Source organism: Allobosea sp. GW821-FHT10B12, from assembly GCF_059415545.1.
Map to the genome: position 1 here is coordinate 520442 of NZ_JBWKNL010000002.1, position 22426 is coordinate 542867.

Below are 22426 nucleotides of genomic sequence, written 5' to 3' on the forward strand. Positions count from 1 at the left end.
GGGAAGGCAGGCCCTTGCAGGCCCTCAGTGAAACAGGTCAGCCGGCATCCTGCCTGTCTTCACCAGCCACAGGAAGCCCGTCAGCGTCACCGTAGAGACGACGGTGCCGACGAGGATGCAGGCCGAGGCGCGCTCGATGCCGACGCGGTACTGCGTCGAGATCACGAAGATGTTCAGCGCCGGCGGCAGCGCCGCCATGATCACGGCGGCATAGACCCAAGGCGCGGAGAAATTCCCGAATGTCGAAAGCAGCAGCCAGACCAGCAGCGGGTGCAGCAGCAGCTTGATCGCGACAAGCCAGGGCAGCTCACTGGGCATCTGCCGGATCGGCTGCAGCGCGACCGTGACGCCGAGCAGGAAGAGCGCGCAGGGAGCGGCCGCCTGCGAGAGCCAAAGCGTCATCTTGTCGATCGCGGTCGGCAATTCGAGCTTGAGGAAGGCCGCGAGCACGCCGGCGACGGTCGCGACATTGAAGGGATGGGTCACGACCCGCCGGACCACCTCTGCAGCGGTCGCGGCAACGCTCCTCTTCTCGACGCCGGCCAGCGCCATCAGGAACGGGATCAGCGAGAACAGTAGCAGGTTGTCGAAGACGAAGATCAGCACGACCGGCGCGCTGGCGGCTGGACCCAGGGCGGCCAGGATCAGCGGCGGACCCATATAGCCAATGTTCGAATAGGAGCCGGCGACGCCCTGCATCACCGCTTGCGGCATGTCGCCTTTGGTGTGGCGCCAGCCGAGCGCGAAGGAGAGCACGAAGGCGCAGAAGGTCGCGAGCGTCGTCACCGCGACGAAGCGCCAGTTTGTGAGCTCGCTCAGCGGCTTGTCGGCGATCAGCCGGTAGAACAGGCAAGGCAGCGCGACATAGATCAGGAAGAACTGCATCCAGGCCAGCCCCTCGCCCGGCAGGCGCTTGTAGCGGCCGATCAGGAAGCCGAGCAGGATCAGCCCGAAGAAGGGCGCGACGAGATTGAACAGGCTGGCGATGTCGGCCATGCGGCGGCGCATCCTGAGCGAGGCAAGAGCCGGCTGGCACGTTCTCGGCTCACCGACCGCGGCGACGGCACCGCCTTATAGGATGGGCGGGTCTTCATGAGAACCCTGCGAGGAGTGGAAGCCCCTGCACGCGCTGCAGAACCTGGCTGCGGAAAACGGCCGCCTGCCCTCGCTTTTGCACAACCAAGAATTGCAGAGTCCGGGCATGATGGAAGCGATCGGGTAACATATTTCTGCCATGTTCCGGGAAGGGCTGATGGAACAGGCGATGACGAGCAGCACTCAGGCGACAACGGGCAACCCGACATCCGGGTCATCCTGGCGCTATTTCACGACGTCTCCGACGTTCTGGATCGTGTCGTTCCTGGTGCTGGTGATCCTTGGGCTGGCATTCCCCGTGCGCCTGCCGCTAGGGCCGAATTACTGGGACACCGACATCTACCTCGATGCCGCCCAGCGCATCTGGCAGGGCCAGATTCCGAATATCGATTTCTTCACCTCGATCGGTCCGCTCGGCTTCTATCTCACAGCCGGAATCCAGGCTCTCTTTCCGCAGGCGCAGCCGGCCCTGCTCGCCAACTGGGCGATCGTGCCCCTCTCGCTGCCGATCGTGGCGCTGATCGTCGGGGATGTCGATCCGCGCTCGCGCCGATTGGCTCTGGCGATCCTGATCCCCTTCCTGTTCCTGACCTCGCTGCCGATCAACCTCCACAGCCTCTATCCGTCGCCCGGTTTCGACGGTTTCGGCTATTACAACCGCCATGTCGCACTGCTTCTTTATCTCCTGCTGGCGACGCTCCTCTTCGTCGAGAGCCGGGTCCTGCTGACGAGCCTCGTCGCGGTGCTGATGACGGCGCTTTTCCTGGTCAAGGTCACCGGCCCGGTGTCGGGGGCGGTTCTCGTCGGCTATGCCGTCCTGGCCGGCCGGATGCGCTTCCGCGACGCCGCGATCGCCGCCCTGACCGTCATCGGCGTCCTGATCGCGCTCGAACTCTCGACCGGCGTCATCTACGCCCATGTCGAAGACGTCTTCATCCTGGCGATGCTCAACTCCGCCTCGCTCCTGCGCCGCTTCCTGACCCTGGCCTCGATCAAGTTCAACGTGATCGCGCCCTGCTTTTTGCTGATCGGCGCGCTCGCCTTCGCTGCCTGGCGCGACAAGCCTTCGTTCGCAGACTTGCTGGCCTCGCCGCTCGGTTGGCTGACCGCGAGCCTGTTCGCCCTCATTCTAGGCGAGACGCAGAACAGCGGATCACTCGAGTTCATCGGGCTCTGGCCGGTCCTGATCCTGATCCTCAAGACCTACCACTCCCGCTCCGATGATCGCTTGCGCCCCTATGTTCTGGTCCTCGTCATGACCGTGTCGTTGCCGAGCGCCGTGATCTTCCTGGAGAGAGGCGCTCGCGCCGTCATCGCCGCCCCGCGCTATCAGGCGCTGCACGTGCCGGATGTCGGGCCGCTGGGCAGAGTGAGCCTGAAGCCGGAGTTGGCCGAGCGTGCCATCGCGCAGGTCGATCACTACCCGAAATACAATGACGCCTATGAGGACCTCGTCCGCCGCGGCTTGCTGCCATCAGCGACGCTGTTCTCCGAGATCGACCACCAGGCGACCTGGCTGCTCGAGGTGCAGCAGGGAATCGATGCGATCAGGCGCTGGGAGGCGTCGAACGGCCGCCAGCTGAACGGCTTCTTCGCGCTCGATTTCGTCAGCCCGTTCAACCATCTGCTCGGCCGCGCCGCGCCGCTTCATGTCGCGCTCGGCATCGACACCGAGCGGACCAACCCCAGGGTGACCGCCGAGATGCTGGAAGCCCTGCGCGACATCGACGCGATCATGCGGCCGAAATGCCCCGTGGAGGTGAAGCGGGCGGCGATCTGGAAGCAGTTTGCGCAGGCGCTGGAAGGCCGCCGGCTCGTTGCTCTCTCGCCTTGCTGGGACATGTACCTGAGAAAGTAGGGCGCTTCGCGGACGGCCCAACGATGCGAGCCTAGCCGCCGGCGCTATTGATGCGCATCGAGCAGCGTCCCGACCTCGTCACGACGCTCGGCCATATGCCGCAGCAGCGGATCGAGATGGGGAACCCGGTCGCCTGCCGCGGCGAAGGGAACGGCCTCGCGCGCCATTGCGAAGAGCTTGCCGGTCACTGCGCCGAGCGGCGTCGCCTTGCGGCTCTCGACCGCCTGGGCCGCGACCATCAGCTCGACGCCTGCGATCGACCTGCACAGGCCGGCGACCTCCGCCGTCTTGCGCGCCGCGAAGGTCGCCATGCCCGCCCGGTCGAGATTGCCGTTGGAGTGGCTGGAGCTGGCGAGTTCCTGAACCACCGGCGCCGTCGCCAGCCTCGCCTCCGAGGCGATCGCCTTGTGGAACTGGGCGAGGCCGTTGAAGCCGGGCAGGCCGACGCCGTCCTCCTCGATCAGCCCGACCGTCAGGCCCGACCAGAAGGAATCGACCTGCTTGGCGACGCGCTCGGCCGAAGCCGTCACCACTGGCGCAAAGGCGAGCCGGGCGATATCGAGCGCCATCGACAGCGAGACCGTGTCGAAATTGGCGACGGAGACGAGCGAGCGATCTTCGAGCGAGACGATCGGGTTGTTCTGGCTGGAGCGGAACTCGGTCTCGACCTGGCGCCAGGCGAAATCCAGGCTGTCCGCCGCCGTGCCATGCAACAGCGGCAGCGAACGGAAGCTCAGCGGGTCCTGTAGATGGCGCGGCCCGCCCTTGGCGAAGAGATAACTGCCGTCGAGATAGCGCCTGATCCGGCTTCCATGCCGCTCCAGCCCGGTGAAGGGGCGCGAGCGTAGCGCGGCCTCCGAGACGATCGAGGGATTGGCGGCGAAGCCTTCCATGCTCAGCGCGGCGATCAGGCTCCAGAGGTCGAGGCTGCGCTTGAGGTCAGCCATGGCAAGCGCCGCGATGCCGAGCGCAAGCGCGCTGGAATTCAGCAGCGCCAGCGCCTCGCCGGCCTGCAGGTCGAGATCGCCATAGAGCGCGAGCGCCAAATCTGTGATGGGGGCCATGTCGCTCTGGCCCATCGAGCCCCAGATATGGACGTCGATCGCTCGATCGGCGTTGAGCGCCTCTAACAACCGTTCGGCCAGCAGCGGGCGGACGCCGAGACGCCCGCTCGCCATGGAATTGAGCAGAACGAGCATCATCACCCTGACGGCTTCGGGCGGAGCGAGGGGGCCGTGCGCGACGTTGTGGGTCAGCAGCAGGCGGCGGTTGAACTCGCCGATGCGCTCCGGGGCGAGTGGCACGCCGGTCTTGGCGCCGACGCTGGTGGTGACGCCGTAGACCTTCTCGCCGCGCGCTACGGCCTCGTTGACGATGGCGCGGGCCGCCTGCATCCGGACGAGGGCATCCGGCGTGATCGATACCAGTGCCTTCTCCCTGGCGACGCGGACGATCGCGTCGATCGTCAGGTCGAAGCCGGTGATGTCGACATGGCTCATGATCGCTCGTCCTGTTCTTGACCGCCCGGATGCCGGCAGCCCGCATCCCTGGCTGATCCCGTCAATAAAGCGAAGCCGGAATGCCGGGCCGTGCGCGGTCTCGATTTCACTTAGCGAAACGCTGTGAGGGCACCCAGCCGACTTCTGTCATTCGACTAGTTTCACGCCGTCGAACGGACGGTGCGCATGGCAATCACTTATGATCTGGTCAAGGAGGTCACGGCCAATCTCTATGATTGGTCGCTGCGCCGTATCCCCGAATCCTCGAAGGCCGAGTTCCGCAAGGCGCTGGCGACGGAAACGGAACCTCAGGCCCGCCAGACGCTCGCTTTCATGCTCGACAGCGCCGAGCGGGCGGAGACCACCGGCAAATTCCTCTGCTCCGATGCCGGCGTGCCGAGCTACAGCATCAAGATCGGCTCCGGCGCGCGGATGGAAGGCGACATCCGCCAGGCCATCGTCGACGGCTTCGCCGAGCTCACCCGGACGATCCAGCCGCCGCTGCTGCGCTTCGTCACCAACCCGCTGACCAACGAGCGCAGCTTTCACGGCAAGGACATGCCGCTGGTCTCCTGGGACCTCGTCGGCGAGGGCGATTATCTCGACATCACCTGCGCCCCCAAGGCGCTCGGCGGCGGGCGCTGGGCCGCGGTCGAGATACTGGTCAGCCCGAACCTGGACGAGATCGAGCGCTGCATCCTGGAAATCGTGCTGCGGGCCGGCGGCCAGCATTGCCCGCCTGTGGTGATCGGCGTCGGCATCGGCGGCACCTTCGACCATGCGGCGAAACTCTCCAAGGACGCGACCCTGCGCCCCTTCGGCGAGCGCAATCCCGAGGCGATGGTTGCCGAGATGGAGGAGCGCCTGACCCGCGCGGTCAACCAGATGGGCTTCGGCCCGATGGGCGTCGGCGGCGCGACCACGACCTTCGGCGTCCATGTCGAATACGCCTCCGGCCACGGCTTCACCCCGGTCGCGGTCTCGTTCAACTGCTGGATCAACCGGCGGACGCGGGCGCGGATCTACAATTCCGGCATGGTGGAGCGGATCGAATGACCAGCCCCTCCCCGATCCGCCTGACACTGCCCCTCACTCCTGAGGCAGCGCGCGCGCTGAAAGTCGGTGACGTCGTGCTGCTCGACGGCGATGCGGTCGCGACCGTCGGCATGCCGACCCAGAAGCGCATGGCTTCGGAAGTCGAGGCCGGGCGCGAATTGCCGCTCTCCCTGCGTGACGGCGCATTCTTCCACATGGGCGTGAGCTATGAGGACGGCGATGGACGGCCCGGCGTGGTCCATTACGTCAACCCGACGACGTCCAGCCGCTTCAATCATCTGATGCCGACACTGATCCGGGGCCTGCGGCTGACTGCGACCGGCGGCAAGGGCGGGCTCTCGCAGGACAGCGTCGATGCCATGCGCGAGGTCGGCTGCGTCTATTTCTCCTTCGTCGGCGGCGCTTCGGCCCTGCTGAGCGAGGGCGTCGAAGCGGTGACTGATTGCGCCTGGCGCGACCTGATCATGCAGTTCCGCCTCAATCGCCTGCGGCTGAACGGCTTCGGGCCGGTCATCGTCGCGATCGATGCCCATGGCAACTCGATCTATGAGCGCCTGATGTCTTCGGCCCGCGAGCGCCTGCCCGAGATCATCCGCTCGCTCCACCCGGAACACGACAACGAGACCCACTGATGCAAGCGATCGAGATCACCACGCCGGGCGGCCCCGAGGTCCTCGCCTTCTGCGAGCGCCCCTCGCCCACCCTTGGCGCAGGCGACGTGCTGATCCGCGTCCGCGCAGCAGGCGTGAACCGGCCCGACATCCAGCAGCGGCGCGGCCTCTATCCGCCGCCGCCCGGTGCGACCGATTTGCCAGGCCTCGACGTCTCCGGTGTGGTCGATGCAGTCGGCGCCGAGGTCACCTGGCCGAAGGTCGGCGATGCCATCTGCGCGCTCGCCAATGGCGGTGGCTATGCCGAGTTCTGCGCGGTGCCGGCGCTGCAATGCATGCCGCTGCCGAAGGGCTTTTCCTTCGCTGAGGCGGCGGCGCTGCCGGAGGTGTTCTTCACCGCCTGGAACAATGTCGTCTGGCTTGGCAGGCTGGCTGATGGCGAGACCTTGCTGGTCCAGGGCGGCACCAGCGGCGTCGGCATGGCGGCGATCCAGATCGCCAGGCATTTGCGCGGCGCCCGCGTGATCGCGACCGCCGGCACGGCCGAGAAGCGCGCCGTTTGCCTGGAGATCGGCGCCGATCTCGCCGTCGACTATCGCGCCGATTGGGTGGCGGTGATCGAGACGGCGATCGGCAAGGAGAAGGTCGATGTCGTCCTCGACGCGCAGGCCGGCCCCTATACCGAAAAGCAGCTGCAATTACTGGCGCCCGATGGCCGCGTCGTGCTGATCGCCAGCCATCTCGGCCAGATGGCCGAGGTCAATGTCCGCAACATCGTCCGCCGGCGGTTGACTCTGACTGGCTCGACGCTGCGGCCGCGCGATGCCGCCTATAAGGGGCGGATCGCCGCCAAGCTGGTCGCGCAGATCTGGCCGCTCTTGGAGAGCGGGGCGATCCGCAGCCATATCTGCGCGAGCTTCGACTGGCGCGATGTCCGGGATGCGCATGCGCTGATGGATGCAGGCGACCAGGTCGGCAAGGTCGTCCTGACCATGCCGGAATAGTCCGGCAGGCTGCGCGAATAACTATCGAGTTTGGAGAATTCTCATCTAGAACAGCGGTTCGTGCTCGTTTAGCCGGATCCGCTGCGTGTTCTCCTTTGCGCCTGTCCAGTCCGTTCTCAAGGCGCTGCGGCTGCTGACCGAGGTCAATCGCTGCAGCGTCGCGACCGTCGGTGAACTGCATCGCCGCACCGGCATGCCGAAGCCGACGATCGTGCGCCTGCTCGAGACCCTGATCGAAGCCGGCTATGTCGTTCGCGACGAGCGCATGCGCGGCTATCTCGTGACGTCTCAGGTGGCGCATCTGAGCTCGGGCTTCCATGGCGCGCCGATGGTGATCGAGGCGGCGCGGCCCTGGGCGACGGCGCTGACGCGCCAGATCAAATGGCCCTGCGCCGTCTGCCTGCTCGATTATGACGCTGTGGTCGTGCGCTTCTCGACGATCCCCGATAGCCCGATCTCGCCGTTCCATGCGACGCTCGGCTACCGGCTGAATCTCGGCGGCCGGGCGCTCGGGCGCGCCTATCTCGCCTTCTGCCCGGACGAGGAACGAGAGGTGCTGCGTGCCGCGATGCGGGCCTCGTCCGAGCCGGAGAACAGCAGCCTCAGCGACGAGGATGTCGCGCGCATGATCGAGCAGGCGCGCCGGCGTGGCTATACCGAGCGCGATCCTGCCGCTGAGCCCAAGAATTCCGCGACGATCGCGGTACCGATCAAGCTCGGCGAGCGGGTGCTCGCGACCTTCGGCGTGACCTTCTTCCGCGCCGCAGTCCCCAACCCGGATGACAAGGCGAAAATCATCCATCCGCTGAAGAAGGCGGCGGCGAACATCGAGGCGCAGCTGGAGGCGCTGTCGCAATCCATGGGCGTTGCGTTTCAAGGCGAGAAATAGCGGCGCTTTCCCGCGAGCCTGTGACGGGCTCGTGCCTAGTGTCCGGACAACAGCTTCAGAACACCTTGTCCGGAGGAAACCTCAGATGATGCGGCCGATCTCACGCCGTCGTTTCATGGCGTCCATGGCAGGCGCCGGTGCGCTGGCTACCCAAGGGCGGGCCTTCGCCGATACCTGGCCGAGCCGGCCAGTCACCATCGTCGTGCCGTTCCCGGCGGGCGCCTCGACCGACGTCGTCGCCCGCCTGCTGGCGGAGCGTTTGCGCAGCGAGCTCGGCCAGGGCTTCGTCGTCGAAAACAAGACCGGCGCCGGCGGCAACATCGCGGCGACCGGTGTCGCCCGGGCAACGCCGGATGGCTACACGCTGCTGTTCTCCTCGTCCGGGCCGCTCGCGACCAACAAGCTGCTTTACAAGACCATGTCCTTCGATCCGCTGGCCGATTTCGCGCCGGTCGCGCTGCTCGGCGACGTCCAGGGCATCGTCAGCGTCCATCCCTCGCTGCCGGTCAAGTCCTTCGCCGAGCTCGTCGCCTACGGCAAGGCCAATCCGGGCAAGCTCACCTTCGGCAGCCCCGGCTTCGGCCTGATGGGCCATGTCACCGGCGAGCTGATTCAGCGCAAGGCCGGCTTCCAGATGACGCATGTGCCCTATCGCGGCTCGGCGCCCCTCTCGGCCGATCTGGTCGGCGGCATGGTCAATGTCGCGATCGACTTCATCCCGGCCTATATCCCCCATGTCAAAAGCGGCGCGATCCGCGCGCTCGCCGTGACCAGCGACCAGCGCGCCCCGCAATTGCCGGACGTGCCGACCTTGTCCGAGGCCGGCTTGCCAGGCGTCAGCGCCACGGGCTGGTTCGCGCTGGTCGGCCCGAAGGGATTGCCCGAGCCGATCGCGGCGCGCATCGCCGCGATCACCCGCGCCTATGTCGAGAGCGCGGAAGGGCGCGAGAAGCTCGCGACGATCGGCGTGCGCGCGCTCAGCGGCGACGCCGCGGCGGTGCGTAACGCGCAGACGCAGGAAGTGGCGAAGTGGGCGGATGTCGTAAAGGCTGCGGCGATCTCGCTGGATTGAGCTGAAAAATTATCAGATAGGAGGCTTGCCGAGGCCAAGCTTCTCATCTCCATTGTGGCGGTTCAATACAGGACCCGCGTCACGCGTCGATGCCGCACCAGTCGGCGGCGAACAGCGCGAGCGCCTTCGTAACCCGCTTGAGCGAAGACAGACTGACTCGCTCGTCAATGCCGTGGATATTCTCTGTGATCGGCCCATAGACGAGCGAGGGGATGTTTCCGTGCACTGCGAAGATGGCTGCATCGAGATAGGCTGTCATGACAGAGGCGGTGAGGTCGTTGCCGCCTTGGGCGCGTCGGTGAGCGGTCCGTAAGCACGCTTCGGCCGCCGAGCCTTCCGCGAGCTCGTAGCCCGCATGCATCACGCCAACCCAGTCGACATCGACCAGATCGCCACTGGCAAAAGCCGCGTCCTCCTCCTGAATCTTTGCCACGAAGCGTTCGAACTCGGCAGCCCGCGCTTGCGGGTCCTCGCCGGGATAGAAGCCGATGCGGCCTTCCGCCACGCAATCGCTTGGGATCGAAGCGATCCAGTCGCCGCCGGTGATCGTCCCGAATGTCAGGGCGACGGGATTGGCAATGCCCTCGAAACCGCGCTTGCCCTTCGCCTCGCCAATCCATTTGCGTTCCAGAGTGCGCAAGTGGCCGATCAGCTTGATCATCAGATCGATCGCGCTCTGGCCGGACTCGGGTTCTCGCGGGTGAGCCGGCCGTCCTCGCGTCGTCAGGCGGAACTTCAGCACGCCGGAGTTGGCGCGGACGAGTTGCTCGTCCGTAGGCTCAGCGCTGACAATCACATCGGCAATGAAACCGTTGACGAAGGCCGTGGCGGCGCCATTCCCCGTGATCTCCTCTTCCACCACCGACTGGATCTGAACGTCTCCGCGAAGGGTCAGTCCCGCGTGCTCGATCGCTTCGAGAGCGTAGACGGATGCTGTTAGTCCAGCCTTCATGTCGCCGGCGCCACGGCCATAGAGCCAATCGCCCTCCCTGCGTGCTGTGAACGGCGGCGATGACCACCGTGCCGCGCTGGCCGCAGGCACGACGTCCATGTGGGAGTTGAAGGCCAGTGAGCGCCCACCGCGCCTCTGGGCGGGTCTGAGGCCGACGATGTTCCAGCTCGACCGATAGTCGATGGTCGTCGGCGAAAAGGCCGGATGCTTGCCGATCTGCGTAGCGTCTGTCTGAAAGCGCCTGACTTGGTAGCCCCGCTTCACCAGGTTCGCCTCCAGGAAGCTCTGCGCGTCGTCCTCCTCTTCGCGAAGCGTGCGATAACCGACGAGGGCGGCGAGGAACTCCACCTGCTCTTCGAACAGATCGTCGACGGCTTGAAGGATCCGGTCTTCGGGAGCGGTCATGATCGATATCCTGCAAGGTGGCGAGACAAGCTGGTCGGCTGCATTATAGCTCCCTCATACGCGGCATGGCGGCGTTCACATCCATCACAGGTACTGATTGCTGCGATATAAGTTCTCTTCACGCAGGATTTATGCGCCATGACGCTGGACGAAATTGATCTGAAGCTTCTCCAGGCCGTGCAGGCGAATAATCGTCTGACCTCGGACGAGCTCGCGGAACTCGCGAACCTGTCGGCGACCGCATGTCAGCGCCGGATGAAGCGGTTGCGCGCCTGCGGCGTGATCGAGGGCGACGTCTCGATCGTGTCGCCAAAGGCGGTCGGGCGCCCTTTTTCAATGCTGGTGCTGGTCTCGCTGGAGCGAGAGCGAGCCGACATCATCGACCGCTTCAAAGCGGCCATCAAGGCAACGGCGGAAGTGATGATCGGATTCTACGTCACCGGCGACGCCGACTTCGTACTCGTGGTGACGGCACGCGACATGGAGGACTACGAGCAATTCACGCGCCGCTTCTTCTATGAAAATGCCGACATCAAGGGGTTCAAGACCCTGGTCGTCATGGACCGCGTCAAGGCAGGCTTCGCTCTGCCTATGGAACTCTGAAAACGCGGCCTTCTTGGCCAATGGCGAGCGGACCTGCCCGGTGTTTGCTATGGGTCGCGAGCGGGCCGTCTCGCCGGCCTCTGCCCTTCTATCAGGCGGTTGCCTCCAACCCCAGCAACTCCGCAGCATGCCCGCCGGTCAGGCGCTTGATCTCGACTTCCGTGAACTGCAGGTCGAGCAGGTGGCCGACGATCTCGCGATAGCCGTCGATCGGGCGCGGCGAGCCGGTGAGGCCGAGATCAGAGCAGAGCACGGTGTTCTCGACGCCGGCGACCTCGATCACCCGGCGCAGCTCCGGCGGCTCGAACTTCTTCGACTTGCCCTCGACGAACATGCAGATCGAATGCTCCATCACCGCGCCGAGCGAGACGAGGTCGCGGATTTCCGCATCGCTGCAATTGTTGACCATGTAGGTCGGGTGGTTGACGAGCAGCTTCCTGACGCCGCGCGCCTTCGCCTCCTCGAACACGGCGAAGAGCTCGGGCGTCGAGAGATGCCCGCCGGCGAGGATGATGTCGCCGGCTGCGATCAGGTCGAGGATCAGCTTGACGTCGTCGGTGAGCTTGCCGTCGCCGCCGAACGGCGTCAGCGGGATCGGATCGAGCATCTTCTGGGCGGTCTTCGGGAAGGTCTTCACCGCGCCGGAAGCGAGCACATCGATATGGTTCTTGGCCGAGAGCGTCGGCATCCAGACGATTCTGCCGCCGAGCTTGATGGCGTGGTCGACTGCATGCGGGTTGAAGCCGCCCGAGGCATTGTTGAGCGCGATGCCGGAGAACAGCCTGACGCCGGTGTCCGGCACCAGCTTCTCGAGCAGGATCGAATGGGCGGTGCCGAGGTAGAAATGGTCCTTGTAGACGACGGCGCGGAATTTTGCCGCTGCGGCGTCGAGCATCGCCTCGTGATGGTCGAGGATGCGCGGCATCGCGGCCGGGCCGCTATGGCAGTGCAGGTCGACGGCGCCGACCAGGAGATCGGCGATCTGGCGGCTGCGCGCGTCGGTGGTCTGGGTCGTGGCGGTCATGTCGGGAGCCCTCAGGCGGTTTCGCCGGGCATCGGATAATCCGCGGCGTTGATGACCCAGCCGGGCTTCTGCGAGAAGTCGAGGCGGGGCGGCGAGAAGATGTCGATCATCTGGTTCAGCCCGGGCAGGACCGAGCGCGAAGTGTGGATCGAGGGCGGCGGGATCACGGTCAGCGACGGCGCCGCCATCAGTTCGTGCTCGTCCTCGCGCCAGATCCGCATGTCGGGCGTCCACGGCCAACGGATGTCGTGGATATAGCCGCCGTCGATCACCAGGGAGCCCTGCTCGAAATCGTCATGGTGATGCGGCGAGAGCGCGGTGACGTCGCGCAGACCCAGGCGCGGATCGAGCATGTTCACCATCAGCGTGGTGCAGCGGAAGATGCGGCCGAAGCGGCCTTCGCCGGCGCCGGCATCGAGGCTGTAGGCGCGGATCTTGAAGCCGCCCCGCGGCTCCGGCCAGGGCTCCAGCAGCGCGACATTGGCATGGGGCTGCGCATAGGAAGCGGCGTTGGAGCAGGAAGCCGCCAGATCGGCCGCGACGCTGGAGAAGATGCGGATGGCGCGGCCGGTGCCGTTGAAGGTGATACGTGAGGCGCCTGGCGGCACGAAGACGATCGAGCCGCCCGCGACCTCGACCGTCTCGGCCCCGGCCGTGACCGTCGCGCCAAGCTCCTTCTCGGGCAGGATCAGGCAGTATTCGTCCGGCTGCGCCGCGCGCGCCAGCGCGGCGCCCGGCTTCACCTCGGAATAGGCGGTGATGAAGTTCTGCCCGCGCGCCAGCCAGGTGCGTTCGGTCTCGTTCGCCTGCTGCGGCTCCTCGGCATAAAAACGGGCATAGTCGGCGCCGGCATAGGCTTTGACCGGGGCGGCCTTCGCCGCCGCCGGAGCGGCGAGCTTCGAGCGCGGATCGCTGGAGGGATAGCTCACGGGTCGATGTCTCCTATCGCGCGCCGGGGTTCTCGACCCGGCTCCTGGCTGTCTGCATCTGCGCCAGGGTTTCACTCGCCGCCTTGCGCAAAAAACCCTGGTCGGAGGAGAGGATGAAGGCGCTGGCGCCGCGCTCGGCGAAGGCAGCGGATTCCTCGCCATTGTCGGTCATCACGCAGACCGGCTTGCCGGCTTTCTTCGCTGCCCGCAGGATCGTATCGACGGCGTCGCGGACCTCAGGCGCATCGCGGGTCGGCGCACCGAAGGCGACGGTGAGGTCGCCACGGCCGATGAAGGCGGCGTCGAGCCCCTCGACCGCGAGGATGGCGTCGATCTGATCAAGCGCCGACGGGTCCTCGATCATGGCGATCGTCGCGACCGAGGCATCGGCCGTATCGACGAGCTCCCACATCTTGCTGCCGCCATAGCGGCCGGCGCGCGTGACGCCGGAGAAGCCGCGCTTGCCGCCGCGATAGCGGCAGGCGGCGACAAGCGCCTGCGCATCCGCGACGCTCGCGACATGGGGAGCGAGGATGCCGACCGCGCCGCAGTCGAGCGAAGCCTGGATCGCGTCGCTCGTCAGCGTCGGCACGCGGACGACGCCGGCGATGCCTGCCGCCCGCGCCGCCAGCAGCACGAGATCGGTCGTGCCGCGGTCGAAAGGCGCATGCTCCTGGTCGACGACGATGAAGTCGAAGCCGCTATTGCCGAGGATCTCGGTCGCATGCGGGCTCGGCGTCTTGACAAAGCTGCCGGCGATAAAGGCGCCGCTGACGAGACGATGACGGAAGCTGGTTGAGACAGGAGTCTGCATGGATATGCCGTGCCGATGTCGATGATCGGATGATGGCACCGCCTCTCCAGGATATGGCCGGAAGTCGCCTCGTTTCACATCTCGAAATCGACCGAGGCGCGCGCCCGGTGCTTCAGAATGCCGTCAGGATCACCCGGGGTTTGACGAGGAAACATCGGATACGAACCCACTCAGAAAGGGCATCCGAATGAAGACACGCCTGTTGCTCATGGCCGGCCTGATGGCCGCCTGCGCCCTGCCCGCCACTGCCGGCACCCTGGAGACCGTGCGGAGCCGCGGCGAGATGGTCTGCGGCGTCAGCCCGGGCGTCGCCGGCTTCTCGGTGCCCGACGAGGCCGGGCGCTGGGGCGGCTTCGACGTCGACATCTGCCGGGCCGTGGCCGCCGCCGTCTTCGGCGATGCCGGCAAGGTCCGCTATACCCCGCTTAGCCCGAAGGACCGCTTCGTCAGCCTGCAGAGCGGCGAGATCGACGTCCTCTCGCGTCAGGCGACCTGGACGCTGTCGCGCGACACCCAGATGGGCCTGCGCTATGTCGGCGTCGGCTATTATGACGGCCAGGGCTTCATGGTCCGCAAATCGCTGAACATCAAAGCGGCCAAGGAGCTCAATGGCGCCTCCGTCTGCGTGCCGACCGGCACGACCACCGAGCTCAACATCGCCGATTATTTCCGCGCCAACGGCATGAAATATGAGGGTGTCGCCTTCGAGGCCGGCGATCAGGTCGCCAAGGCTTTCGAGTCCGGCCGCTGCGACGTCTTCAGCAACGATGTCTCGGCGCTCTCGGCCTATCGGCTGAAGCTGGTCAACCCGACCGAATACGTCATCCTGCCCGAGCTGATCTCGAAGGAGCCGCTCGGCCCGGTGGTGCGCCAGGGCGACGAGACCTGGACCAGCATCGTGCGCTGGTCGCTCTATGCCATGCTCGTCGCCGAAGAGCTCGGTGTCACCAGCGCCAATGCCGAGGAGCTGAAGCGCTCCGGCTCGCCAGAAGTCCAGCGCCTGCTCGGCAGCACCGGCAATCTCGGCGAGTCGATGGGCCTCAAGCCGGACTGGGCCCTGCAGATCATCACGCAGGTCGGCAATTACGGCGAGGTCTATGAGCGCAATGTCGGCGCGGGTTCCAAGCTCGGCATCGAGCGCGGCCTCAACAAGCTCTGGACCAAGGGCGGCCTGCAATACGCGCCGCCGGTGCGCTGATGCCGGCGCCGGGCCGCTATCCCGCGCAGGCGCTGAGCCGCTTCGCCACCGCCCTGCTGGAGGCGGCCGGGACGCCGCCCGACAATGCCGCTTTGGTGGCCGAGGCTCTCGTCGATGCCGATATCGAGGGCCTGGCCTCGCATGGCCTGCTCCAGCTGCCGATGTATCTGGAGCGGATCGAGCGAGGCTCCGTCGACCCGGCGGCGAAAGGCGAGATCGTCGTCGATGCCGGCGCGCGCCTGACGCTCGATGCCCAAAACGGGCTCGGCCAGGTCACGGCCGAGCACGCCTGCGATCTCGCGATCGCCCGCGCCGCCGAGTACGGCGTCGCCGTGGTGGCCGTCCGCAACGCCTTCCATTTCGGCGCAGCCGGGCGCTTCGCCCGCAGGATCGCGCTCACCGGCAAGATCGGCATCGTCATGGCCAATACGCGGCCGATGCTGCCGGCCCCCGGCGGCGCGGAGGCGGTCGTCGGCAATAATCCGCTGGCGATCGCGGTACCGACCGGGGGCGAACCGATCGTCCTCGACCTCGCGATGAGCGCCGGCGCGATGGGCAAGGTCCGGCTGGCGGCGAGCAAGGGCGAGCCCATTCCCGAAGGCTGGGCCCAGACGGCTGATGGCCTACCGACCCGCGATGCGGCGGAGGCGATCAAGGGCGTGCTCCTGCCGGCGGCAGGCGCGAAGGGATTCGGCCTCGCCGTCATGGTCGATCTGCTCGCCGGAGGCCTGTCGGCCGGCGGCATCGGCAGCGAGGTGTTGCCGCTCTATGGCGATCTCGCCCGACCCTATGGCAGCGCCAACCTGTTCATGGCGATCGAGATCGAAGGGATGCGGCCTGTTCCCGAGTTCGAGGCTGCATCGGCGGCGTTCGCGAACCAGGTCCGGCAATCGAAACCGATTCCCGGCGCGCCTCCCATCCGCTTGCCCGGCGACCGCGCGGCGGAGGCGCGCAAGCGTTTCGATGGCTATTGCGTGCTCGCGGCGGAGACGTTGGCGGCGCTTCGTTCATACGCCCAGCGTAGGGGCGTTGCGATCCCGGCAGCTCTCGATGGATAGGGATGCGGCTGGTTAGCCGAGCTCTCCAACAGCCGCTGCGCCATTCGATATTGAAGTGGCGCGGTCTACGGGAATCGAACCCGTCTTCCCAGCGTGAAAGGCTGGTGTCCTAACCGATAGACGAAGACCGCGGGCCTGAGCGCGAAGCGCTCTTGCGAGGCGGGGCGAGCTATAGTGTCCCGGCGAAGCTTGGGCAAGCCCGCTGTCAGGGTTTTTCGCAATGGTTCACACCGGGCGGGCGAGATCGACCACGCGCAGCTCGGCCCGCTCGCTGCCGCCCCAGCGATTCAGTGTCAGCGTGCCGGCGAGATGGACGCTCTCGCCGCGCGCCGCCAGCAGCGCCTGGCCGAGCGGCTCGCGCGCGGCGCGGAAGGCGATGCCGCCGATGGTGGCGCCGTCGCCGGAGCGCAGCTTGATGCGCAGATGCCCGCCCGCACCGACCTCGATCACCTCGGTCAGGCGATGGGCCGGCAGCACGAAGACCGGCTCGGGGCAGCCGGCGCCGAACGGGCCGGCCTGATCGATTTCGGCGAGCAGGCGCGGATTGGCGCCGCCGGCGCTGATCGCCGCGTCGATCAGCAGCGCCTCCGCCTCGCGCGAGCTTGCGACACCGCTGGCGAGCCGCTCACTGATGAAGCCTGCGAAGGCAGCCTCCTGCCCTGGTGCCAGCGTGATGCCGGCTGCCATGGCATGGCCGCCGCCCTTGACCGCCAGGCCCGCCTCGACGGCCCGGCGCACTGCCGAGCCGAGATCGACACCGGCGATCGAACGGCCCGAGCCGGTCGCGCCGCCATCGCCGTTGCGTGCAAGCGCGAAGGCCGGCCGGCGGAAACGCTCCTTCAAGCGCCCGGCGATCAACCCGACGATGCCCGGATGCCAATCGGCCGAGCCGACGACGAGCACCGGATGCGCCGCGGCATCCTCGAAGCGATGCTCGACCTCGGCCACTGCCTCCTCGACCGCGGCGCGCTCGATCTCCTGGCGCTCCTGATTGAGCCGGTTGAGCTCGGCGGCGATGGTCCGCGCCTCGACCTCGTCGCGGGTCAGAAGCAGCCGGGCGCCGAGGGCGGCATCGCCGATGCGCCCGCCGGCATTGATGCGCGGTCCGAGCAGGAAGCCGAGATGCCAGGGCTGCACCGGCCCGTCGAGCCCGGCGACGTCGAGCAGCGCCGAGAGCCCAGGGCGCTGGCGCGTCCGCATCATGGCGATGCCCTGCCGGACGAAAGCGCGGTTCAGGCCGATCAGCGGGACGACGTCGGCGATGGTCGCGAGCGCCGCGAGGTCGAGCGCGGCGAGCAGGTCGGGCTCCCCGCCCCTCGCCTGCCAGGCGCCGCGCCGGCGCAATTCGCGATTCGTCGCGACCAGCGTCAAGAAGACCACGCCGGCGGCGCAGAGATGACCGAGGCCGGCAAGATCATCCTGCCGGTTCGGATTGACCAGTGCCCGGACCTCGGGGAGCAGTTCCGGCGCCTGGTGATGGTCGAGCACGACCGTATCGAGGCCGAGCCGCGTCGCCTGCTGCAGCGGCTCATGGCTGGTCGTGCCGCAGTCGACGGTGACCAGCAGCGTCGCGCCCTCGCCTGCCAGCATGGCGATCGCCTCGGCATTCGGGCCGTAGCCCTCGATCAGACGGTCGGGGATATGGATGCGTGGCCGCGCACCTGCCTCGGCGAGGAAACCCGCAAGCAGAGCCGCCGAGCAGGCGCCGTCGACGTCGTAGTCGCCGAAGATCGCGACCTTCTCGCCCGACATCGCCGCCTGCGCCAACCGTTCTGCGGCGCGATCCATGTCACGCAGCACGGATGGGTCCGGCAGGAGATCGCGCAGTTTCGGCTCGAGATGGCGCAAGGCCTCGCTGGAGACGACACCGCGGCCGGCCAGGATGCGCGCCAGCGTGTCGGGCACGCCTTCGACCTGCGCCAGCGCCTCGGCCTGCGCCAGGCCGGCGGCGTCGAGCCGGTCGCGCCAGGGACGCCCGAGGGCTGAGTGCCCGATGCCGAGGAACAGGCGATTCTGTCCGGAGGTCATGCGTCACCGCTGGCGCAGTGGCGCGGCTTCGTCAATCGGCGGCGCATCACTCGAGCGGCTTCTGGTCCTCGATCGCCTGCGCCGTGACCTTGCGGGCACTCACCGGCGCGTGGCCGGAGACCTCGGCGCCGGCATCGGGCTTCAGCTGCATCATCCAGAGAACCGAGGAGGCGGAGATCAGGCCGACGAGGACGAAGGCGGGCCAAAAATCGCCGGCCCCCAACGCCTTGCCACCATTGTAGAGGTTGGCGGCCTCGAGCGCGAAGGCGCCGATGGTGACGCCGAGGCTGAGCGACAATTGCTGGGCGACGCTGGAAAGGCTGGTCGCGCTCGACATGTCGCGGTTCGAGACATCGGCATAGCTCAGCGCGTTGATGCCGGTGAATTGCAGCGAGCGGAAGCAACCGCCGACGAGCAGAACGCCGAGCATCAGCCAATGCGGCGTCGTCGGCGTGAACAGGCCCGAAGCCGCCAGGAAGGCCGAGCCGATCAGCGCATTGAAGGTCAGCACGCCGCGGAAGCCGAAGCGGGCGAGGATCGTCTTCGCCAGTGTCTTCATGATCAGCGCGCCGGCAGCCGAGGCGAAGGTGATCAGGCCCGATTGCAGTGCATCGAGCCCAAAGCCGAGCTGCAGCATCAGCGGCAGCAGGAACGGGATCGCGCCGATGCCGACGCGGAAGACCGAGCCGCCGATCACGCCGATCCGGTAAGTCGGAATCCGCAGCAGCGAGAGGTTGAGCACCGGATAGGCCAGCCGGCGCGCGTGGAACCAGTAGAGGACCAGCGCCGCGATGCCGAAGGCGACGCAAGCATAGGACACGGCGACCGGCACGAGATGGCGTCCGCCCGTAGCAAGGCCGAGCATCAGGGCGGCAAAACCGGTCGAGGAGAGCAGGAAGCCGCTGATGTCGAGCGGCGCGACATCCTCCTCGCGGATGTCCTCGAAGAACATCGTCGCGAGCGCGATGCCGAGCAGGCCGATCGGCAGGTTGATGAAGAAGATCCAGCGCCAGTCGAAATAGGTGGTGATGAAGCCGCCGACGACGGGCCCGACGACCGGTCCGACCAGGGCTGGAACCGTCAAATAGGCGAGCGCGCTGACGATCTGCGACTTCTCGACGCTGCGCAGGATGACGAGCCGGCCGACCGGCACCATCATCGCCCCGCCCATGCCCTGGATGAAGCGCGCCCCGACGAAGGCGCCGAGCGAATTCGAGAAGGCGCAGAGCACCGAGCCGAGCATGAAGATGCCAAGCGCCGTCCTGAAGATGGTGCGGGCGCCGAACTTGTCTGCCATCCAGCCGGAGATCGGGATGAAGACGGCGAGGCTGACGAGATAGGAGGTCAGCGCCAGCTTGAGCGCGATCGGGTCCTCGCCGAGCGACTGGGCGATCACCGGCAGCGAGGTCGCGATCACCGTCGAGTCGGTGTTCTCCATGAACAGCGCGCAGGCGACGATGAGGGGCAGGAGCTTGGCGCGCTGCAAGGAATCGGACTTTCGGATTTTGGGCCGCCAGCTGCCCTTTAATGCGGGTCTATCCGGCTGGCGAGAGCGGATCAAAGCATGGTGGCGAGGGTTGCGCCTGGTGCATGGCGGCGAACCGCGTCGATTCAAGGAGAGCCGGCTTCAGATCTGCTCTCAGGTCGTCACAAGGACGTGAAAGCTGCTCTGTTATGCGTTTCAAGCAGGGCAATCGCGGCGAGCCGTACCTATCTCCGGGTCGAAGGGGCGATGACTTCGCATACGCCGACGCGGCCGGTCCGCGGGCAAGAGGTGTTCTCATGATTACATTCACTCACCACAACGTCCGCGTCGCCATTCCGGCCTCAGTCCGGTATGGCGCCGCAGTTGCCCTGCTTGCCGGAGCTGCTCTGTTCGGCGCTGGTCAGGCGCCGGCCTCCGCTCAGTCGATGAGCTGGGAAGAAGGCTGCGCGATGCGTGTCGTCACGCCAGGCTCGGGCGACATTCTGCGGACCACAAATTGCGGCCGCCAGAAGGATTGCCAGCAGATGGCCAATGCTCAGGGCAGCATGATGATGGGCAATGGCTGCTTCTTCGTGATGCCTAACGCTCCGGCTCCTGCGGCGCAGGCCAGCCAGACGCGTCCTGTCCGGAAGCAGTAAGGTCTGCTTGCGCTGACCTAGGCGGCCGCGGCTCCGCGCCGCGACCGCCAAAGGCAGTTTTTGTTGCACTGCCCCTAGCGGGCGCGCCACACGCGTGATATCGGGCCTCGTCAACTCGGCTTAGGGCATATCCGCCCTGCCCCTTTCAGAGCCGGCTCGGCCGGCCCCGGAGTTGACGATGGCGACGATAACTGACGGTCTCATTCGCGACGGTTTGACCTTCGACGATGTGCTGCTCGAACCCGGCCCGTCCGAGGTGATGCCGGGCGATGTCGACATCTCGACCAAGCTGACCAAGACGATCTCGCTCAACCTGCCGATCATCGCCTCAGCGATGGATACCGTGACCGAAGCGAAGATGGCGATCGCCATGGCGCAGGCTGGCGGCCTCGGCGTCGTGCATCGCAATCTCGATCCCGACCAGCAGGCGGCGCAGGTCCGCCTCGTCAAGAAGTTCGAATCCGGGATGATCGCCAACCCGATCATCATCCACCCGGACGAGACGCTGGCCGATGCGCTGGCGCTGATGAAGAACAATGGGATTTCCGGCATTCCGGTGGTCGAACGCGGTCCGCAGGGGCACAATGGCAAGCTCGTCGGCATCCTGACCAATCGCGACGTGCGTTTCGCCGCCAATCCCGAGCAGCCAGTCTCGGAGCTGATGACCAAGGACCGGTTGATCACGGTGCGCGAGGGCGTCGGCCAGGACGAGGCGCGGCGCCTGCTGCACCAGTTCCGGATCGAGAAGCTCCTGGTGGTCGACGACCATTATCGCTGCATCGGCCTGATCACCGTCAAGGACATGGAAAAGCAGGTCACCCATCCGCACGCCGCCAAGGACGCGCAGGGACGGTTGCTGGTCGCGGCCGCGACCACGACCGGCGATCAGGGGTTCGAGCGCTCGGAGCTTCTGATCGATGCTGGTGTCGACATCATCGTCGTCGATACCGCCCACGGCCACTCCGCCAAGGTGCTGGAGGCAGTGACGCGGGTGAAGAAGCTTTCCAATACCGTCCAAATCATCGCCGGCAATGTCGCGACTGCAGGCGGTGCGCAGGCCCTTATCGATGCCGGCGCCGATGCGATCAAGGTCGGTATCGGGCCGGGCTCGATCTGCACGACACGGATCGTCGCCGGGGTCGGCGTGCCGCAGCTCACTGCGATCATGGACGCAGCCTCTGCGGCGCAGAAGGCGGGTATCCCGGTGATCGCCGATGGCGGCATCAAGTATTCGGGCGACCTCGCCAAGGCGCTCGCCGCCGGCGCCTCCTGCGCCATGGTCGGCTCGCTGCTCGCTGGCACCGACGAGACACCTGGCGAGGCCTTCCTTTATCAGGGGCGCTCCTACAAGGCCTATCGCGGCATGGGCTCGGTCGGCGCGATGGCGCGCGGCTCGGCTGACCGCTACTTCCAGCAGGACATCAAGGACGCGCTGAAGCTGGTGCCGGAGGGCATCGAGGGCCAGGTCGCCTATAAGGGGCCTGTCTCGAGCGTGCTGCACCAGCTCGCCGGCGGCCTGCGTGCCGCGATGGGCTATGTTGGTGGCCGCAATCTCGAGGACTACCGCAGCAAGGCGCGCTTCATCCGCATCACCAGCGCCGGCCTGCGCGAGAGCCACGTCCACGACGTGACGATCGTCCGCGAGAGCCCGAACTATCCGACGCGTTCCTGATCTCGGATCGCCTCACGGCGATCTGTCCTTTTTCGATCGGGCATCAGATACTTCCGGAGGGTGGACCCAGTTGTCGGTCCGCCGCTCCGCGAAGAGGACGACATGACGCTCAAGCTGATCTATCCGGCGCTGGCACAGATCCTCTGGAGCTTCGTCGTTCTCGTCATCATGTTCCTGCGCCGCCAGAAGGCCTTCGCCAATCGCGAAGTCGGGCTGGCGGACATCGCGATCTCGACCGAACGCTACCCGGATTCAGCGCGGCTTGCGGCAGCCAATTTCAGTAATCAGTTCGAGACACCGGTTCTGTTCTTCGCGCTGACCCTGATCGCGATCCATGTCGGCGCGACCGGTTATGTCATGGCGGTGCTGGCCTGGGCTTATGTCGCGACACGAGTCGTCCATACATTGGTTCATACTGGAACCAACAGCCTGAAACAGCGTGCGCTCATCTTCGCAGCCGGCATTGCCTGCCTGTTCTTGATGTGGGTTGGAATCGTGATTGCTGTTCTCTGAGCAGCCTTTGCTTAGCGCACGC

Annotated in this window: 20 protein-coding genes and 1 tRNA gene; 12 read left to right on the forward strand and 9 right to left on the reverse strand. The window is 66.5% G+C overall.

The annotated features are described in order from the left end of the window. Positions 1-24: 24 nt before the first annotated feature. Positions 25-996: an AEC family transporter gene (locus AC07O0_RS07790; protein WP_494621630.1), complete on the reverse strand. Its 972-nt coding sequence runs from the start codon at positions 994-996 to the stop codon at positions 25-27. 268 nt (positions 997-1264) lie between these two features. On the opposite strand from AC07O0_RS07790, the gene AC07O0_RS07795 reads away from it, so the two are divergent. Next, complete coding sequence (locus tag AC07O0_RS07795; protein ID WP_494621632.1) at positions 1265-2953, forward strand: hypothetical protein; 1689 nt, start codon at positions 1265-1267, stop codon at positions 2951-2953. A gap of 44 nt (positions 2954-2997) precedes the next feature. Here the strand turns inward: AC07O0_RS07795 and AC07O0_RS07800 are convergent, their stop codons facing one another. Further along, positions 2998-4452 carry an aromatic amino acid lyase gene (locus tag AC07O0_RS07800; RefSeq protein ID WP_494621634.1) on the reverse strand — a complete coding sequence of 485 codons (1455 nt, stop codon included), beginning with the start codon at positions 4450-4452 and terminating at the stop codon, positions 2998-3000. A 186-nt stretch (positions 4453-4638) separates the two neighbouring features. On the opposite strand from AC07O0_RS07800, the gene AC07O0_RS07805 reads away from it, so the two are divergent. From AC07O0_RS07805 to AC07O0_RS07825, 5 genes are all read left to right on the forward strand, one after another. Next, positions 4639-5508 carry a fumarate hydratase gene (locus AC07O0_RS07805; RefSeq protein ID WP_494621636.1) on the forward strand — a complete coding sequence of 290 codons (870 nt, stop codon included), beginning with the start codon at positions 4639-4641 and terminating at the stop codon, positions 5506-5508. Continuing rightward, complete coding sequence (locus AC07O0_RS07810) at positions 5505-6140, forward strand: fumarate hydratase C-terminal domain-containing protein (RefSeq protein ID WP_494621638.1); 636 nt, start codon at positions 5505-5507, stop codon at positions 6138-6140. The genes AC07O0_RS07805 and AC07O0_RS07810 overlap by 4 nt, the downstream gene beginning before the upstream one ends. Further along, positions 6140-7123: an NAD(P)H-quinone oxidoreductase gene (locus AC07O0_RS07815; protein ID WP_494621640.1), complete on the forward strand. Its 984-nt coding sequence runs from the start codon at positions 6140-6142 to the stop codon at positions 7121-7123. Before AC07O0_RS07810 ends, AC07O0_RS07815 begins: the two co-directional genes overlap by 1 nt. Positions 7124-7208: 85 nt before the next feature. Beyond that, complete coding sequence (locus tag AC07O0_RS07820) at positions 7209-8012, forward strand: DNA-binding transcriptional regulator (RefSeq protein WP_494621642.1); 804 nt, start codon at positions 7209-7211, stop codon at positions 8010-8012. An 85-nt stretch (positions 8013-8097) separates the two neighbouring features. After that, positions 8098-9084, forward strand: coding sequence for a Bug family tripartite tricarboxylate transporter substrate binding protein (locus tag AC07O0_RS07825; protein WP_494621644.1), 987 nt, complete (start codon positions 8098-8100; stop codon positions 9082-9084). Positions 9085-9163: 79 nt separating this feature from the next. On the opposite strand, the gene AC07O0_RS07830 is transcribed toward AC07O0_RS07825, so the two are convergent. Next, on the reverse strand, positions 9164-10441 hold the full coding sequence (locus AC07O0_RS07830; RefSeq protein WP_494621646.1) for an ArgE/DapE family deacylase: 1278 nt from the start codon (positions 10439-10441) through the stop codon (positions 9164-9166). A gap of 138 nt (positions 10442-10579) precedes the next feature. Between AC07O0_RS07830 and AC07O0_RS07835 the strand changes: the two genes are divergently transcribed. Continuing rightward, entirely contained in the window at positions 10580-11044 is a 465-nt protein-coding gene (locus tag AC07O0_RS07835) for an Lrp/AsnC family transcriptional regulator (RefSeq protein ID WP_494621648.1), read from the forward strand. 91 nt (positions 11045-11135) lie between these two features. On the opposite strand, the gene AC07O0_RS07840 is transcribed toward AC07O0_RS07835, so the two are convergent. The 3 genes from AC07O0_RS07840 to AC07O0_RS07850 are packed head-to-tail and all read right to left on the reverse strand — an operon-like array spanning position 11136 to position 13811. Beyond that, the gene (locus tag AC07O0_RS07840) at positions 11136-12068 is read right to left on the reverse strand and encodes a DUF6282 family protein (RefSeq protein ID WP_494621650.1); all 933 of its coding nucleotides are present in this window, start codon (positions 12066-12068) and stop codon (positions 11136-11138) included. 11 nt (positions 12069-12079) lie between these two features. Continuing rightward, entirely contained in the window at positions 12080-12997 is a 918-nt protein-coding gene (locus AC07O0_RS07845) for a cupin domain-containing protein (protein WP_494621652.1), read from the reverse strand. A 13-nt stretch (positions 12998-13010) separates the two neighbouring features. Then, complete coding sequence (locus tag AC07O0_RS07850) at positions 13011-13811, reverse strand: HpcH/HpaI aldolase family protein (RefSeq protein WP_494621654.1); 801 nt, start codon at positions 13809-13811, stop codon at positions 13011-13013. A 187-nt stretch (positions 13812-13998) separates the two neighbouring features. On the opposite strand from AC07O0_RS07850, the gene AC07O0_RS07855 reads away from it, so the two are divergent. Together AC07O0_RS07855 and AC07O0_RS07860 are read left to right on the forward strand one after the other, a co-directional pair. Further along, positions 13999-15009 (forward strand): amino acid ABC transporter substrate-binding protein, encoded by a 1011-nt coding sequence (locus tag AC07O0_RS07855; protein ID WP_494621656.1) that lies wholly within the window; start codon positions 13999-14001, stop codon positions 15007-15009. After that, on the forward strand, positions 15009-16067 hold the full coding sequence (locus tag AC07O0_RS07860) for an Ldh family oxidoreductase (RefSeq protein WP_494621658.1): 1059 nt from the start codon (positions 15009-15011) through the stop codon (positions 16065-16067). Before AC07O0_RS07855 ends, AC07O0_RS07860 begins: the two co-directional genes overlap by 1 nt. Positions 16068-16123: 56 nt before the next feature. Here AC07O0_RS07860 and AC07O0_RS07865 read toward each other — a convergent pair. The 3 genes from AC07O0_RS07865 to AC07O0_RS07875 all read right to left on the reverse strand — a co-directional run bounded on the left by AC07O0_RS07865 (position 16124) and on the right by AC07O0_RS07875 (position 19581). Next, positions 16124-16198 (reverse strand) — tRNA-Glu (locus tag AC07O0_RS07865). A gap of 94 nt (positions 16199-16292) precedes the next feature. Continuing rightward, positions 16293-18095, reverse strand: coding sequence for a single-stranded-DNA-specific exonuclease RecJ (recJ, locus tag AC07O0_RS07870; RefSeq protein WP_494621660.1), 1803 nt, complete (start codon positions 18093-18095; stop codon positions 16293-16295). A 46-nt stretch (positions 18096-18141) separates the two neighbouring features. After that, positions 18142-19581, reverse strand: coding sequence for an MFS transporter (locus tag AC07O0_RS07875; RefSeq protein WP_494621662.1), 1440 nt, complete (start codon positions 19579-19581; stop codon positions 18142-18144). 296 nt (positions 19582-19877) lie between these two features. Between AC07O0_RS07875 and AC07O0_RS07880 the strand changes: the two genes are divergently transcribed. The 3 genes from AC07O0_RS07880 (at position 19878) to AC07O0_RS07890 (ending at position 22404) form a co-directional block, all read left to right on the forward strand. Next, complete coding sequence (locus tag AC07O0_RS07880; protein WP_494621664.1) at positions 19878-20219, forward strand: hypothetical protein; 342 nt, start codon at positions 19878-19880, stop codon at positions 20217-20219. Positions 20220-20397: 178 nt separating this feature from the next. Further along, on the forward strand, positions 20398-21891 hold the full coding sequence (gene guaB / locus AC07O0_RS07885) for an IMP dehydrogenase (RefSeq protein WP_494621666.1): 1494 nt from the start codon (positions 20398-20400) through the stop codon (positions 21889-21891). Between the two features lie 102 nt (positions 21892-21993). Then, positions 21994-22404 carry an MAPEG family protein gene (locus AC07O0_RS07890; RefSeq protein ID WP_494621669.1) on the forward strand — a complete coding sequence of 137 codons (411 nt, stop codon included), beginning with the start codon at positions 21994-21996 and terminating at the stop codon, positions 22402-22404. Positions 22405-22426: the final 22 nt, after the last annotated feature.

What these genes read in the sequence shown, in the direction of transcription:
- AC07O0_RS07790 (WP_494621630.1), bottom strand. Translation starts at nt 996, where the DNA reads ATGGCCGACATCGCCAGCCTGTTCAATCTCGTCGCGCCCTTCTTCGGG.
- AC07O0_RS07795 (WP_494621632.1), top strand. Translation starts at nt 1,265, where the DNA reads ATGACGAGCAGCACTCAGGCGACAACGGGCAACCCGACATCCGGGTCA.
- AC07O0_RS07800 (WP_494621634.1), bottom strand. Translation starts at nt 4,452, where the DNA reads ATGAGCCATGTCGACATCACCGGCTTCGACCTGACGATCGACGCGATC.
- AC07O0_RS07805 (WP_494621636.1), top strand. Translation starts at nt 4,639, where the DNA reads ATGGCAATCACTTATGATCTGGTCAAGGAGGTCACGGCCAATCTCTAT.
- AC07O0_RS07810 (WP_494621638.1), top strand. Translation starts at nt 5,505, where the DNA reads ATGACCAGCCCCTCCCCGATCCGCCTGACACTGCCCCTCACTCCTGAG.
- AC07O0_RS07815 (WP_494621640.1), top strand. Translation starts at nt 6,140, where the DNA reads ATGCAAGCGATCGAGATCACCACGCCGGGCGGCCCCGAGGTCCTCGCC.
- AC07O0_RS07825 (WP_494621644.1), top strand. Translation starts at nt 8,098, where the DNA reads ATGATGCGGCCGATCTCACGCCGTCGTTTCATGGCGTCCATGGCAGGC.
- AC07O0_RS07830 (WP_494621646.1), bottom strand. Translation starts at nt 10,441, where the DNA reads ATGACCGCTCCCGAAGACCGGATCCTTCAAGCCGTCGACGATCTGTTC.
- AC07O0_RS07835 (WP_494621648.1), top strand. Translation starts at nt 10,580, where the DNA reads ATGACGCTGGACGAAATTGATCTGAAGCTTCTCCAGGCCGTGCAGGCG.
- AC07O0_RS07840 (WP_494621650.1), bottom strand. Translation starts at nt 12,068, where the DNA reads ATGACCGCCACGACCCAGACCACCGACGCGCGCAGCCGCCAGATCGCC.
- AC07O0_RS07850 (WP_494621654.1), bottom strand. Translation starts at nt 13,811, where the DNA reads ATGCAGACTCCTGTCTCAACCAGCTTCCGTCATCGTCTCGTCAGCGGC.
- AC07O0_RS07855 (WP_494621656.1), top strand. Translation starts at nt 13,999, where the DNA reads ATGAAGACACGCCTGTTGCTCATGGCCGGCCTGATGGCCGCCTGCGCC.
- AC07O0_RS07860 (WP_494621658.1), top strand. Translation starts at nt 15,009, where the DNA reads ATGCCGGCGCCGGGCCGCTATCCCGCGCAGGCGCTGAGCCGCTTCGCC.
- recJ (WP_494621660.1), bottom strand. Translation starts at nt 18,095, where the DNA reads ATGACCTCCGGACAGAATCGCCTGTTCCTCGGCATCGGGCACTCAGCC.
- AC07O0_RS07880 (WP_494621664.1), top strand. Translation starts at nt 19,878, where the DNA reads ATGATTACATTCACTCACCACAACGTCCGCGTCGCCATTCCGGCCTCA.
- guaB (WP_494621666.1), top strand. Translation starts at nt 20,398, where the DNA reads ATGGCGACGATAACTGACGGTCTCATTCGCGACGGTTTGACCTTCGAC.
- AC07O0_RS07890 (WP_494621669.1), top strand. Translation starts at nt 21,994, where the DNA reads ATGACGCTCAAGCTGATCTATCCGGCGCTGGCACAGATCCTCTGGAGC.